Genomic DNA, 14,356 nt, shown 5'->3' on the forward strand with positions numbered 1-14,356 from the left:
TGGCCTGCTCGCGAATCTCGTGTTCCCTGCATGCCTTTCTCGCTTGAAATCCTGCTGGCACTGCCGTTCGTCATGGCGGTGGCCGTGGCGCTGTGCTGGCGCCTTTCGCGTTCGCTCACCGCGTGGTTGGCCGCTGCCGCGCCAGTGGGCAGCCTGTGTGTGCTCGGGTGGCTGACACCGGCGGTGCTGGACGGCAAGGTGATCGCCAGCACGCATGCCTGGCTGCCGCAGATCGGCCTGCTGTTCTCGCTGCGGCTGGATGGGCTGGCGTGGATGTTCGCCCTGCTGGTGTTGGTGATCGGCGCATTGGTGGTGATGTATGCACGCTATTACCTGAGCGCGCGGGACAGCGCGCCGCGCTTCTACGCCTATCTGCTGCTGTTCATGGGCGCAATGCTGGGCATGGTGTTGTCGGGCAACCTGTTGCTGCTGGTGGTGTTCTGGGAACTGACCAGCATCAGCTCCTTTCTGCTGATCGGCTTCTGGTCGCATCGCCAGGATGCGCGCGAAGGCGCCCGCATGGCGCTGGTCCTCACCGCCGGCGGTGGCCTGGCGCTGCTCGGCGGCGTGCTGCTGATCGGCCGCATCGTCGGCAGTTTTCAGCTGGACACGGTGCTGGCGGCAGGCGATGTGATCCGTGCCAGCCCGCTGTATCCGTATGCGCTGATCCTGCTACTGCTGGGCATCTTTACCAAGAGCGCGCAGTTCCCGTTCCACTTCTGGTTGCCGCATGCGATGGCCGCGCCGACTCCGGTCTCGGCGTATCTGCATTCGGCCACCATGGTCAAGGCCGGTGTCTTTCTGCTGGCGCGCCTGCATCCGGCGCTGGCAGGCACCGATCTGTTCTTCTACACGGTCAGCAGCATCGGCGCGATCACCCTGCTGCTTGGCGCCTGGTATGCCATCTTCCAGCACGATCTCAAGGGCGTGCTGGCGTATTCGACCATTTCCCACCTGGGCCTGATCACCATGCTGTTCGGGCTGTCGACGCCGATGGCGGTGGTGGCCGGCGTGTTCCATATCCTTAATCATGCGGTCTTCAAGGCGTCGCTGTTCATGGCCGCCGGCATCATCGACCATGAGACCGGCACCCGCGACATGCGCAAACTGGGCAACCTACGCAAAGCGATGCCGATCACCAGCGCGCTGGCCATCACCGCCTCGTTGGCGATGGCCGGCATTCCGTTGCTCAACGGCTTCCTGTCCAAGGAAATGTTCTTCGCGGTGGCATTGGAGACCGAGGCCCCGCAGCTGATGCGTGTGGTGACCGGTATTGCCGCCCTGCTGGCCGGGCTGCTGGGCGTGGCCTACAGCCTGCGTTTCGTGCATGACACCTTCTTCGGTCCAGGCCCGCTGGATCTGGATCGGAGGCCACACGAACCGCCGCGCTGGATGAAGGTGCCGGTGGAAGTGCTGGTGCTGACCTGCCTGGCGGTGGGCATCGTGCCGGCCTGGACGGTGGCGCCGGTGCTGCGTGCCGGCGCCGGCGCGATCCTCGGCGCGCAGCTGCCCGACTACAGCCTGGCGCTGTGGCATGGCTGGAACCTGCCACTGGCGATGAGCCTCGTCGGCATGATGGGAGGCGTGCTGTTGTACATCGCCCTGCGCCGCACACTGGACCTGTATGCGATCGAGAACCGCTCGCCCGGCAAGACCCTGTTCAACTGGAAGCTGCGGACCTTGTTCACCGCCTCCAGCCGTGTCACCGATGCGATCAGCAACAACAGCCTGCAGCGCATGTTGATGTTGTTGATCCTCAGCGCAGTCGTGGTGGCGGCAAGGCCGTTCCTGCACGGCGGCCAGCTGCCGCCATGGCCTAGCCCGGCACCGATGCCGCTGCTGGGCTGGGCACTGTGGTTGCTGATGCTCGCCTGCGCGCTGGGCAGCCTGTTTCTGTACCGGCAGCGTTTGTTGGCGGTGCTGGTGCTCGGCGGTACCGGCCTGGCCGTCAGTCTGACCTTCGTGTTCCTGTCGGCACCGGACCTGGCGCTGACGCAGTTGCTGGTGGAGATGGTGACGCTGGTACTGATGCTGCTGGCCATGAACTACCTGCCCGAGCGCTCGCCGGACGAACACAGTCGCCTGCGCAAGGCGCGCGATGCGGTATTGGCGGTGATCGCCGGCACCGGGATGGCAGCGCTGGTGTATACCGTGATGACCCAGCCCAGCAACACCATCGCCGGCGAACTGCTGCAACGCTCGCTGCCGGACGCCTACGGGCGCAATGTCGTCAATGTGATCCTGGTGGATTTCCGCGGCTTCGACACCTTCGGCGAGCTTACGGTGTTCGCCATCGCCGGGCTGGTGGTGCATGCCTTGCTGCGGCGCTCGCGCATGGCGCCGGAACGCACCATGCCTGGCCCTCCGATCAAGCTCCCGGTTCCGGCGGACCTGGCGCAGATCATGTTCCCGCTGACCCTGACGGTGTCCTTGTTCCTGTTCCTGCGCGGTCACAACGCGCCTGGCGGCGGCTTCATCGCCGGCCTGGTGCTGGCCGTCCCGCTCCTGATGCAATACGTGATCCAGGGCGCCGACTCGGTGGAGTCGCGCTTCGGCTTCGATTACGTCCGCCTGATCGGCGTCGGGCTGCTCTGTGCGCTGCTCAGTGGCGCCGGCGCATTGCTGTTCGGCATGCCGTTCCTCAGCAGCGGACACCTGGCGCTGTCCTTGCCGTTGTTGGGCGAACTCGAACTGGCCAGCGCACTGGGCTTCGATACCGGCGTCTACCTGGTGGTGTTCGGCGCGGCAATGCTGATGCTGTCGATGCTGGGCACGATCAAGCCCTCGCGCACCCGCAGCTCGCAGCGCGGCGAGATCGATCCGACCCAGCGCTCGACCCGAACCGCGGAGCAACATTGATGGAACTGGCACTGGCAAGCGCGATCGGCGTGCTGACCGCCCTGGCGGTCTACCTGCTGCTGCGCGCACGCAGCTTCGATGTGATCCTGGGCATGACGTTCCTGTCGTACGCGACCAACCTGCTGATCTTCGCCGGAGGGCGCCTGCGTAGCGGCCAGCCGCCCATCCTGCGCGATGGCGTGCCTGCCGATCTTGCCCATCACACCGATCCGCTACCGCAGGCATTGGTGCTCACCGCGATCGTGATCGCCTTCGCGATGACCGCGGTGAGCCTGGTGCTGGCGATTCGCAGCCGCAGCGACAACCACAGCGACCACGTCGATGCGCACGAACCGCCGATGCACGCCGACGCCGGTGGCGATGCGAATGCACAGGTGCCGCGATGAACCACCTGCTGATGTTGCCCATCCTGATCCCGATGCTGGGCGCAGCCGGCTCGCTGTTCGTCGAACACCGCCGCTATGGACCACGCGTGCAGCGCGCCGTCGCCTGGACCAGCATGGCACTGCTGGCGGCTGCGGTGATCGCGGCCTGGATGCAGGCGCTGCAGGGCACGGTCGGCGTCTATCTGCTCGGCGACTGGCCGGCGCGCATCGGCATCGTCTTGATGGGCGATCGGCTATCGGCATGGATGCTGATGACCACGCTGGTGCTGGGCAGCGCCTGCCTGCTGCACGCCTGTGCCGGCTGGGACCGGCGCGCGCCGCACTTCCATGCCTTGTTCCAGTTCCAGTTGATGGGCCTCAACGGCGCCTTCCTCACCGGCGACATTTTCAACCTGTTCGTGTTCTTCGAGGTGATGCTGATCGCCTCGTATGGCTTGCTGCTCAGCGGCGGCCGCGGCTTGCAGATGCGCGTTGGCCTGCATTACGTGGTGTTCAACGTCTGCGCCTCGACGCTGTTCCTGGTGGCGCTGGGGCTGCTGTTCGGGCTGTTCGGCACGCTCAACATGGCCGAGCTGGGCCAACGCATCGCGACGCTGCCGGCGCAGGACACCGCATTGGCGAAGGCGACGCTGGGACTGCTACTGCTGGTGTTCTGCAGCAAGGCGGCGTTGCTGCCGCTATACCTGTGGCTGCCGGAGACCTACTCGCGTGCACCGGCGGCGGTGGCGGCGCTGTTCGCGATCATGACCAAGGTGGGCCTGTACGCGGTGTTGCGGGTGTCGTCGCTATGGTTCGGGGTCGGCGCTTTGCAGGGCTTCGGCCGCCACGCCTTGCTGTGGCTGGGCCTGGGCACCTTGCTGCTGGCCGCGTTCGGGGTGATGGCGGCGTCGCGGCTGCGGGTGATGGTGTCCTACCTGGTGGTGTTCTCGGCGGCCACCTTGTTCATCGCCTTCGCGCTGGACGATGCCGGTGCATTGGGTGCCGGCCTGTATTACCTGCCGCACAGCAGCTTCGTGGCAGCGGCGCTGTTCATGATCGCCGACCTGATCCGTCGCCGGCGCGGCCCGGCTGGCGACCGCAAGGAAGTCGTCGCGCCGCTGCCCGGCCGTGCCGTGCCCGGCAGCATGTTCCTGATCGCCGCCATTGCGGTGGCAGGGCTGCCGCCGCTGTCCGGCTTCCTGGCCAAGGCCGCATTGCTGCAGCACGTGCCGGCAGCGGTGACCGGCCCGGTCTGGACGGCGGTGCTGGGCAGCAGCCTGCTGGTGGTGATCGGTCTCACCCGCGCCGGCGTGCGCCTGTTCTGGCGGGTGCCCTCCGCCATGGAGGACAGCCCCGAGCGGTTGCCGCCGCGACGCGCACGCATGCGGCCGGTGGAAACCGCCGCGACCGTCCTGCTGCTGGGCGCGCTGATGACGATGACGGTGGCCGCCGACCCGCTGATGCGCTACACCCAGGCGACCGGTGCGCAGCTGCGCGCGCCAGAGGCATATCTGGAACAGGTCCGCGCGACGACTCCGCAACGGAGGCAGCCATGAACGCGCCCCGCCCGCTGCGCCGTCGGCTGTTCCCGTCGCCGCCGTTGAGCGTCACCGTCTTCGTGTTCTGGCTGTTGCTGAGCGACAGCTTCGGAGTGCCGCAGTGGCTGCTCGGCGCGCTGTTGGGTTGGGTGGTGCCGATCTTCGCCGCTCGCCTGGATCGCGAGTTCGCCCGCATCGGATCGCTGCGTTCGGTGCCGCGCATGGCGTTGGTGGCCGCGTACGACATCGTCCGCTCCAATATCAAGGTGGCTATGCAAGTGCTCGGTCCGGAGGCGCGCATCCATCCTGGCTTCATCTGGGTCCCGCTGGACATCGCCAATATCCATGGCATCGCCGCGCTGACCAGCATGATCACGCTCACCCCGGGCACGGTCTCGGCGGCGCTCTCGGACGACCGCAAGTACTTGCTGGTGCACGTGTTGCACCTGGACGATCCGGACACGCTGATCGCCGAGATCAAGACCCGTTACGAAAAGCCCCTGATGGAGATCTTTCCATGACCGGCCACATGTTCATCGAATCGACCATCGTGATCTGCATGCATGCAGTGGGCTTGGCCATGCTGTTGGCGCTATGGCGCCTGCTGCGTGGCCCGAGCGTGCCCGATCGCATTCTCGCGCTGGATACGCTCTCGGTCACGGCCATCGCCGAGCTGATGCTGCTGGGCATGCACCTGGATTCGCCGATCTACTTCGAGGCCGCGCTGGTGCTGGCGATGCTGGGCTTCGGCAGCACCGTGGTCCTGAGCAAATACGTGCTGCGCCGGGACATCGTCGAATGATCGCGCTGACCGAATACCTGTTGAGCGCCCTGCTGATGGTGGGCACGTTCTTCATCCTGGTCGGCGCGTTCGGGCTGGTGAAGCTGTCGGACTTCTTCAAGCGGCTGCATGCGCCGACCAAGGCCAGCACCTTGGGCGTGGGCTGCGTGTTGCTGGCCTCGGTGGGCTATCACCTGTTCCTGGGTGTGGACCCGCAGCCGCGCGAACTGCTGATCACCGTATTCCTGTTCATCACCGCGCCGATCAGCGCGCACCTGATGGCCAAGGCGGCGTTGTCGCTGATGATGGAAGACCGGCCGGAAGTGCCCAACCATGGCGAGATGGATGCCGAAGGCTTGCCACCGGTGCGCGGCGATGTCGGCGAGAACGCGCACACCGACACCTCGCATCACGCCGATCGCGGCGAGCAGGGTCCGAAGCAGGACTGACGCGCGCATCGGCCTGGCACGACCCAGGCCGGCCGCGAGCAGGCCCGCGCTGACAACGCGCTGGGCTCAGCCGCAACCTTCCACGTAGTCCACCTGCGGTGGCAGGCCGACCCGCCACTGGGTGACCTCGCCCTGCGCATCGGTCTCGAACACCAGCGCCGCATCGCTGTCGGGCGCGGCGACCCGCAGCGTTTGCGCACCCTCGACGTATTTGTGCGCTTGCACCTGCAGCGCGGGATACAGCGCCTGCAACTGCGCCACCGACATGCCGACCCGGCCGCCGCCAGGTGCGGTCTCCTTCGGTTCGCTGGTCTGGTAACGCACCAGGCGATCGCCCTCGACCATGAAGCCGAACTGCCGCGCCGTCTCCGCCCAGCGTGGGCGCAGCAGATAGCAGCCACCCGCGGCCGCTGGCGACCCCAGCAATTCACCACCCCAGGCGGTGCGGATCTGCGCCGCCTCCACGCCCAGGCGCACATCGCCATAGCCATCCCAGCGCGCCAGCGTCGCCGGGTCCTGGCGCAGGCGTGGCGGCAGACTGCCTGGCGGTGCCGTCGCTGGCGGCACATCGCCGCCGGGTTGGTCGACCGCCGCTGGGGTCTCGGCCGGCGCCACCGCTGCTGTGGGCACGCCGGGCGTTTCGGCACGCTGGCACCCGGCCAGCAACCACAGCAGCGCAAGCAAACCCAGCGGTCGGCACGTCATGAAGACATTCCTGGCAACGATGCGACCAGCCTACACGGCCGCCGGCCCGGCGATGTGCATGCCACGCCGATGTCATCGCCGCTTCATTGGCAACGGTCACTCTGGCGGCCTCGCAGGACCCTCGCCATGACGTCCCCACGCAAGACCGACCTCGCCATCGCCGCGCTGCAATCGCATCGCAGCCCACTCACCCTGCTGCAACGGCGCGCCCTCATTCTTGCCGATGGCCAGCGCGACCTGGCCAGCCTGGGGGCATTGCTGGGCACCGACGCGGCCGCGTTGGTGCAGACGCTGTGCGCGGCCGGCTACCTGCACTGGCCGACCGACCCGGCGGTCAACGCAACGGTTGCAACCGCAGTGCCTGCCTCGCACGAAGAAGAGCAGCAGCGCCAGCAACGCCGCGCGCTCACCAGCGCGCGCCTGTATCTGCTGGACATCCTGCAACTGCAGCGCAATCCGGCGGCGCTGGCGCTGCACGGCCAACTGCAGGCCGCACGCAGCGCGCAGGCCATGCAGGACGCGATCGCCGAGGCGCTTGCACAATTGCCGCAGATCACCTCGGCCAGCTATGCCGAGCGCGTGCGCGACCGGGTCACCGATCTGCTACCGCCGCAAGCGCGCGCATCGACGTCCATGGCTGCGGCAGAACGCACGATGGCGCTGCCCGACGCGCCATAGTCCACAGCCCGGCAAGCAGCAACCTGTGCGCAGGCGCATAGCGACTTGGCAATCGTGCCCGCTTCCGACGCACACAGCAGGGGCCAGCGCACCGTCCGCCGACGCCGGCCTACCGATCACTCCGCTGCCGGCGGCTGGAATCCATCGCGCAAACCCGCCCAGCAGTGCTGGTAGTCGTCCTGGCGATGTGCTGCCTGCAGCGCCTGCTGCACCGGCCGCAGCACCGCGCGGGTCTCGAACATGAAGGCCATGGTCTCGATGATCACGTCCGGGCGCGACAGATCCGCCTGCGAGGCCTTGTCGTAGGTCGCCGCATCCGGCCCATGTCCGCTCATGCAGTTGTGCAGCGAGGCACCGCCCGGGGCGAAGCCATCGGCCTTGGCATCGTAGACGCCATGCACCAGGCCCATGAACTCGCTGGCCACGTTGCGATGGAACCACGGTGGGCGGAAGGTGTGCTGGGCCACCAGCCAACGCGGCGGGAAGATCGCCAAGTCGATGTTAGCCGTCCCCGGCGTATCGCTGGGCGAGGTCAGCACGGTGAAGATGCTCGGATCGGGATGATCGAAGCTGATCGAACCGATGGTGTTGAAGCGGCGCAGATCGTAGCGATACGGGGCGTAGTTTCCGTGCCAGGCCACCACGTCCAGCGGCGAATGATCGATGTCCGCGCGCCACAGATGGCCCTGAAACTTGGCTACCAGCTCGAACGCGCCGGTACGGCGCTCGAAAGCGGCCTGCGGGGTTTGGAAATCGCGCGGATTGGCCAGGCCATTGGCGCCGATCGGCCCCAGGTCGGGCAGGCGTAGCAGCGCGCCGAAGTTCTCACAGACGTAGCCGCGTGCCTGTCCATCCAGCAGCTCGACCCGAAAGCGCACGCCGCGCGGAATCACCCCGATCTGCTGCGGCTCCAGCTCCAGCACGCCCAGCTCGGTGTGCACGCGCAGGCGTCCCAACTGCGGCACCAGCAACAGTTCGCCATCGGCATCGTAGAAGAAGCGATCGTGCATGGAGGCGTTGGCGGCGTACAGATGCACGCCGACGCCGCTCATCGCCTCCGGCCCGCCGTTGCCGGCCATGGTGTACAGACCATCGACGAAATCGGTCGGCGCCTGTGGCAGCGGCAACGGGCTCCAGCGCAGCTGATCCGGCGGCACCGGACCGGCACCGAAGTCGTTGTGGAAGTGCGATTGCTCGATCAGCGAGAAGCGGCCATGCACGGCCGCCGGACGGATGCGATACAGCCAGCTGCGACGGTTCTCCCCGCGCGGAGCGGTAAAGGCCGTCCCCGACAGCTGCTCGGCATACAGCCCATGCGCCACACGCTGCGGCGAGTTCTGCCCGACCGGCAAGGTCCCTGCCACCGCCTCGGTGGCGAACTCATTGCCGAAACCGGTTTGGTACTGCAGAGGATCGCTGGACATGGTTGGACTCGGAATGGGGGGGCGGGAGAGCAGGGACTCGGGACCCGGGTCCCGGGTCCCGGGTCCCGCAACAGCATGCACTGAAATCGAACTGCGTCAGGCGCGGAACCACGCATTCGCGGACGAGCCCCGGATCCCGCTTTACCGGGTCCCGGGTACCGGATCCCGAGTCCCGGCTCTTACAACACCCCACGCTTCATCTGATCGCGCTCGATGCTCTCGAACAAGGCCTGGAAATTGCCCTCGCCAAAGCCTTCGTTGCCCTTGCGCTGGATGATCTCGAAGAAGATCGGGCCGATGCAGTTTTCGGTGAAGATCTGCAGCAACTTGCGCTGCTTGGTATCGGGGTCGGCGTCGATCAGGATCTTGTTGCGACGCAGGCGCGGCACGTCCTCGCCATGATTGGGAATGCGCAGGTCGACCACGTCGAAATAGGTATCGGGCGTGTCGAGGAAGCTGATGCCGCTGGCACGCATGCGCTCGACGGTGCTGTAGATATCGTCGGTGAAGCAGGCGATGTGCTGGATGCCCTCGCCATGATAGGCATCCAGATATTCGTTGATCTGGCTCTTGGGGTCGGACGATTCGTTGAGCGGAATGCGCACGATGCCGTCCGGCGCGGTCATCGCCTTGGACACCAAGCCGGTCTTGGCGCCCTTGATGTCGAAATAGCGGATCTCGCGGAAGTTGAACAGACGCTCGTAGTAGTCCGACCACTTCTGCATGTTGCCGAAGTACAGGTTGTGAGTCAGGTGGTCGATGAAGGTCAGGCCGAATCCAGCCGGATTCTGGTCGGCTCCCGGGATGGCTTCGTAGTCGGCGTCGTAGACGCTGCCGGCCTCGCCGTAGCGGTCCACCAGGTAAAGCATGCAATCGCCGATGCCCTTGACCACCGGCGCCGGCACCGCACGCGTCTGCGCCTTGCTCTGCACCGCCTCGCCCCCGTTGCCCAGCACGGTCTCCAGTACCGTCTGCGCCGGCGTGCGGAAGCGAATCGCAAAACCGCAGGCGCTGGGCCCGTGCGCGGCGGCGAAATCGGCAGCGAACGAATCCGGATCCTCGTTGAGCAGGAAGTTGACGCCGCCCTGCCGATAGATCGTGATCGGGCGGCTGCGATGGCGCAGCACGGCGGTAAAGCCCATGCGGCGGAAGTAGTCGTGCAGTTGCTCGCCCTGGCCGGCCGGCGCGGCAAACTCGACGAATTCGAAGCCGTCGATGCCCATGGGATTGTCGAACGTGGTGACCTGCATGCCGGGATCCGGTCGGCTCGCGCTGCTGTGCATCTGTGTGCTCATCGTCGTTTCTCCACGGTGGGGGCGTCCGCAGGGCTATGCGGGGGGGCCAAAGACCCGCGAGAATGCGCAGGCCACCTGCTGTTTGTAGTTGCAAATGAAACCAAAATCAAGACATAGTGCAACATGAGCGATCACGACGCCTCTCCTACGACGCCGCACCCGGTGCTGCTCAACCTCGAGCAGTTCCTGCCCTATCGTCTCAGCGTGCTGTCCAACCGCATCAGCAGCAACATCGCCAAGGTCTATGGCGACCGCTACGGCATGGCCATTCCCGAGTGGCGGGTGATCACCATTCTGGCGCTGTATCCGGGCTCATCGGCCAGCGAGGTCTCCGACCGCACGGCGATGGACAAGGTCGCAGTCAGCCGCGCGGTGGCGCGTTTGCTCGAGCGCGGCTTCATCCGTCGCGAAACCCACGGCGACGACAGGCGGCGTTCGATGCTGGCGCTGTCGCCAGCAGGGCGGCAGGTCTACGAGACCGTGGCACCGCTGGTCAATGAGATGGAACAGCGACTGATGTCGGTATTCAGCAGCGAAGAGCAACAGACGCTGGAACGGCTGATCGACCGCCTGGCCAAGGACGGGCTGCCGCGGATGGCCAGCAAGGACTGATGCCGGCGGCGCGGCGGCCGATGCCGATCGCCTGCCACTGCCCGCGCGACCGCAGGTCGGCGGGCTAGCGCACCATCAGCGATCCGCGCTATGCACCGCCACACCATGCGATGCAGCGGCCCCACCGCGCACGCTGCTCACGCTTGCGGCTGCGGTTGCGGTGGCGCCCATTGCTTGAGGAAGTCAAACAGCTTCTTACGGTCGAAGCCATCGCCCTTGCGCAATTCCGGACCCGATTGGGTGGTCAACAACTTGCCGTCGTTGTCCAGCACCAGCAGTGCAGGAAAGTCGTTGAGCTGGGAGAACTGCGACAGGAACGGCGCATTCTCGTTCTGCGCATCGCGATTGACCTTGACCACCACGTAGTGCGCATCGCGGAAGCTGCGCAGCTCGGCGTCGCCGCCCATCACCTCGTCCAGCGCCTTGCAGGGCACGCAGGCCGCGTTGCCGACGTTGAGCACGATGCGCTTGCCGCCACGCTTGGCTTCGACCTTGGCCGTTTCCAGATCGGCGGCCGGATCGCGGGTCGGATCGTATTGCGCATTCAAGGCCGCGGCCGCGGCGATATCGGCCGCGGTCGGCGTATTGCCAGAGGCCACCGGCTGGGTCGGATCGGCGCTGGGCGGCTTCTGCATCGAGGTATCCAGCGGCCGCGGCGGCTCCTGTTGTTCGGTGGGCTGCCCGCAGGCGCTCAACAGACCGGCCAGCACCAGGCCGCAGACAGTCGGTTTGATCGGCATCGCGATTCTCCTCACTTCACACCATGCATCAGCTTGTTGATCAGCGGCGCAATCACGAACAGCAACACGCCAGCGCCCAACAAGGCCCAGAAGCCGAAGGTATACCCGGCCAGTGCCGAGGACACGCTCATGCCTTCGCTACCGCTGACATGACCGGCGAAGATGCCCGAGAGGTTGTTGCCGATGCCGGTGGACAGGAACCAACCGCCCATGCCAAAGCCCACCAGACGCACCGGCGCCAGCTTGGTCACCATCGACAAGCCGATCGGCGACAAGCACAACTCGCCCACCGACTGGATCACGTAGACCATGAACAAGGTCCAGAAGGGAATCTTGCCGGCGTCGTTGACCAGGCTGGACAGGGCGAACATCAGCAGCAGGAACGCCAGGCCGTTGAACAGCAGACCCAGGCCGAATTTGCGCGGAATCGACGGATTGGCGCGGCCCATCTTCAGCCAGATCCAGGCCACCACCGGTGCCAGCGTGATGATGGCGATCGAGTTGACCGACTGGAACCAGGCGGTGGGGAAGGTCCAGCTGCCGAAGGTGCGATCGACGATGTTGTCGGCCAGGAAGGTGAAGGAACTGCCAGCCTGCTCGAAGAACATCCAGAACAGCACGTTGAAGGCGAAGATGATCAGCATCGCGATCACCTTGTCGCGCTGCACCTTGCCTTCGCGAATGCCTTCCACCAGCAACAAAATGGCCAGGCCGACGAACAACACCGTCAGCACCGCCTGCAACACGTCGGCACCGACCGCCAGCAGGAAGTACACCACCGGGATCGCCAGCAGGCAGCCGACCAGCACCATCAGCACCCGCGCCATGCCTTGCGCGCCCGGCGCCGGCGCACCGATGCCGGCGAGCTGGCGGCGACCGATCCAGAACCACACCAGGCTGATCAACATGCCCACGCCCGAGGCCAGGAACACCACCTTGTAGGACGGCATCGCCTCGGTCCCGAACACCTTCTCGGCCAGCAACTGGGTCAGCACCGGCGAAATCATCGCGCCGAGGTTGATGCCCATGTAAAAGATGGTGAAGCCGCTGTCGCGGCGCGGGTCGGCCACCGAATACAGCTTGCCGACCAGGGTGGAGATATTCGGTTTGAACAGCCCGTTGCCGACCACCACCGTCGCCAGGCCGATCTCGAACACGGTCTGGTTGGGCACGGCGATCAGGAACAGGCCGGTGGCCATCACGATGGCGCCGACCAGGATCGAGCGTTGGTAGCCCAGCACGCGATCGGCCACGTAGCCGCCGAAGATCGCCGCCGCATAGACCAGCGCCAGATAGGCGCCGTAGGTGCGTCCGGCCGGCGCCTGGCCGGTCGCTTCGCCACCGAAGAACTGCGCCACGATATACAGCGCCAGCGCCCAGCGGATCCCGTAGAACGCAAAGCGCTCCCAGAATTCGGTCATGAACAGCATCCACAGCGGGCGCGGATGGCCAAGCAAGGTGGGGAACTCGGGTAGCGCAGGCGGTTGCGGCGGAGTGGAGGCGGAAGTCGGCGCAGCAGCGTCAACGCTCATAGGAATCCCTTGCATGTTCAGGAATGGCTGGGGCAGCCGGGACAGGCCCGGACGACGCGCGAGGATCACTTAGACGTCATGTTCGCGTCAAATTCGCCGAGACCAGGGCCAGCGCCGGGACAACCGCGTGTGCCCGCGTCACCCGCCGCCTGCCGGCGCCCGCAGCACGGCAGGATCAGGCGTGCGACCGAGCTGTGCGGTCGTTGGAGCCGGGCAGCAGCGCCACGCGCAAGGGCCTTGCTGCGCCGCGTCTGCGCGCAGATGCGCGCGCCCGCCACCTGAGCGCCGGCCCGCAGCGCAGAGCGCGGCGCCTGACGAGGACGGGCTCAGCGCGGCGTCGGAGCTTGCGGCGACTCGCGCACGTCCAGGCCGACCGAGGTCCGCACATCGAACAATTCCGGGAAGAACGTCAGCGCCAGCGCCTGTTGCAGAAATCCCACCCCGCTCGAACCGCCGGTCCCGCGCTTGAATCCCATCACTCGCATCACCGTGCGCATATGGCGGAAGCGCCAGAGCTGAAATTGGGTTTCCAGGTCCACCAGATCCTCGCACAGCGCGTATTCGCGCCAATAGCGGTCGGTGTTCTCGTAGATGCGCTCCAGCACCGGCCGCAGCGCGGCATCGCTTACGTGGGAGATGGTCCAGTCGCGCTGTTGGTACTGCGCAGGAATGGCATGGCCGAAGCGAGCCAGGTAGCGCAGGAACTCCTCGTACAGGCTGGGCGCCTCCAGCACCGCACGCAGCCGCGCCTGGCCCTGCGGGTCGTAGCCGAAGACCTCCAGCAGCTGCGGATTCTTGTTGCCCAGCAGGAATTCGATGATGCGGTATTGCAAGGACTGAATGCCCGACGCCGGCCCCAGCACGTCGCGAAATCCCATGTACTCGCTGGGCGTGAGCGTCTCCAGCACCGACCACTGCTCGGTCAGCTGGCGCAGCACCTGCTTGCTGCGCGCCAGCACCTTGCGGCATTGCCAGACCTCGTCGCGCTGCAAGAAGCCGATCGCCGCATGCAGTTCGTGCGCCAGCAGTTTCAGCCACAGCTCGGAGGTCTGGTGCTGGATGATGAACAGCATCTCGTCGTGATGCGGCGGATCGGACAGCGGCTGCTGTGCCGACAGCAATTGGTCCAGCCGCAGATAGCCGCCGTAGGTCAGCCGCCCCTGCAGGTCGGTGTGGATGCCGGGTTCCAGGTCACGCAGATTCTTGTCGACGGGCATGGCGAAGCGCAGACGATCGGGCCCGGCAGGGTACCGCAGCGGCCGGGTCGCGGCATGCCGGCGCATCCAGGCCCAGGAACGAGCTTGGACCCACGCGCAGTGGCGGTCTCACCCAGCCCAGCCTCGGCAGGACCGGTGCACCGCCGTGCTCGCCTGCCGCG

14 protein-coding genes are annotated in these 14,356 nt (G+C 66.3%); 8 read left to right on the plus strand and 6 right to left on the minus strand.

Features of this window, described 5'->3' with window-relative positions:
* The first annotated feature begins 30 nt into the window (after positions 1–30).
* From CKY51_RS09060 to CKY51_RS09085, 6 genes are read left to right on the plus strand one after another with little or no spacing between them, the layout of a single operon-like run.
* Complete coding sequence (locus tag CKY51_RS09060) at positions 31–2,859, plus strand: monovalent cation/H+ antiporter subunit A (RefSeq protein ID WP_022973606.1); 2,829 nt, start codon at positions 31–33, stop codon at positions 2,857–2,859.
* Positions 2,859–3,245, plus strand: coding sequence for a Na+/H+ antiporter subunit C (locus tag CKY51_RS09065; RefSeq protein WP_022973605.1), 387 nt, complete (start codon positions 2,859–2,861; stop codon positions 3,243–3,245). The genes CKY51_RS09060 and CKY51_RS09065 overlap by 1 nt, the downstream gene beginning before the upstream one ends.
* A complete protein-coding gene (locus CKY51_RS09070; protein WP_022973604.1) occupies positions 3,242–4,780 on the plus strand; it encodes a monovalent cation/H+ antiporter subunit D in 1,539 nt (512 codons plus the stop codon). The genes CKY51_RS09065 and CKY51_RS09070 overlap by 4 nt, the downstream gene beginning before the upstream one ends.
* A complete protein-coding gene (locus tag CKY51_RS09075) occupies positions 4,777–5,283 on the plus strand; it encodes a Na+/H+ antiporter subunit E (protein ID WP_022973603.1) in 507 nt (168 codons plus the stop codon). The genes CKY51_RS09070 and CKY51_RS09075 overlap by 4 nt, the downstream gene beginning before the upstream one ends.
* Positions 5,280–5,564, plus strand: coding sequence for a K+/H+ antiporter subunit F (locus CKY51_RS09080; RefSeq protein WP_022973602.1), 285 nt, complete (start codon positions 5,280–5,282; stop codon positions 5,562–5,564). Before CKY51_RS09075 ends, CKY51_RS09080 begins: the two co-directional genes overlap by 4 nt.
* Positions 5,561–5,992 (plus strand): Na+/H+ antiporter subunit G, encoded by a 432-nt coding sequence (locus CKY51_RS09085; RefSeq protein ID WP_022973601.1) that lies wholly within the window; start codon positions 5,561–5,563, stop codon positions 5,990–5,992. The genes CKY51_RS09080 and CKY51_RS09085 overlap by 4 nt, the downstream gene beginning before the upstream one ends.
* 66 nt (positions 5,993–6,058) lie before the next feature.
* Here CKY51_RS09085 and CKY51_RS09090 read toward each other — a convergent pair whose 3' ends face one another.
* Positions 6,059–6,697 (minus strand): hypothetical protein, encoded by a 639-nt coding sequence (locus CKY51_RS09090; RefSeq protein ID WP_022973600.1) that lies wholly within the window; start codon positions 6,695–6,697, stop codon positions 6,059–6,061.
* A gap of 126 nt (positions 6,698–6,823) precedes the next feature.
* Between CKY51_RS09090 and CKY51_RS09095 the strand changes: the two genes are divergently transcribed.
* Positions 6,824–7,375, plus strand: a complete 552-nt coding sequence (locus CKY51_RS09095; RefSeq protein ID WP_022973599.1) for a hypothetical protein — start codon at positions 6,824–6,826, stop codon at positions 7,373–7,375.
* Positions 7,376–7,491: 116 nt separating this feature from the next.
* On the opposite strand, the gene hmgA is transcribed toward CKY51_RS09095, so the two are convergent.
* A complete protein-coding gene (gene hmgA / locus CKY51_RS09100; protein WP_022973598.1) occupies positions 7,492–8,799 on the minus strand; it encodes a homogentisate 1,2-dioxygenase in 1,308 nt (435 codons plus the stop codon).
* A gap of 179 nt (positions 8,800–8,978) precedes the next feature.
* A complete protein-coding gene (gene hppD / locus CKY51_RS09105; protein WP_170292309.1) occupies positions 8,979–10,094 on the minus strand; it encodes a 4-hydroxyphenylpyruvate dioxygenase in 1,116 nt (371 codons plus the stop codon).
* Between the two features lie 123 nt (positions 10,095–10,217).
* Between hppD and CKY51_RS09110 the strand changes: the two genes are divergently transcribed.
* Positions 10,218–10,706, plus strand: a complete 489-nt coding sequence (locus tag CKY51_RS09110; RefSeq protein ID WP_022973596.1) for a MarR family winged helix-turn-helix transcriptional regulator — start codon at positions 10,218–10,220, stop codon at positions 10,704–10,706.
* A gap of 137 nt (positions 10,707–10,843) precedes the next feature.
* On the opposite strand, the gene CKY51_RS09115 is transcribed toward CKY51_RS09110, so the two are convergent.
* The 3 genes from CKY51_RS09115 to CKY51_RS09125 all read right to left on the minus strand — a co-directional run bounded on the left by CKY51_RS09115 (position 10,844) and on the right by CKY51_RS09125 (position 14,195).
* Positions 10,844–11,446, minus strand: a complete 603-nt coding sequence (locus CKY51_RS09115) for a thioredoxin family protein (protein WP_022973595.1) — start codon at positions 11,444–11,446, stop codon at positions 10,844–10,846.
* An 11-nt stretch (positions 11,447–11,457) separates the two neighbouring features.
* Positions 11,458–12,978 (minus strand): peptide MFS transporter, encoded by a 1,521-nt coding sequence (locus CKY51_RS09120; protein ID WP_031340436.1) that lies wholly within the window; start codon positions 12,976–12,978, stop codon positions 11,458–11,460.
* A 326-nt stretch (positions 12,979–13,304) separates the two neighbouring features.
* Positions 13,305–14,195: a tryptophan 2,3-dioxygenase gene (locus CKY51_RS09125; protein WP_031340435.1), complete on the minus strand. Its 891-nt coding sequence runs from the start codon at positions 14,193–14,195 to the stop codon at positions 13,305–13,307.
* Positions 14,196–14,356: the final 161 nt, after the last annotated feature.

Source organism: Xanthomonas maliensis (assembly GCF_009192945.1).
GTDB lineage: Bacteria > Pseudomonadota > Gammaproteobacteria > Xanthomonadales > Xanthomonadaceae > Xanthomonas > Xanthomonas maliensis.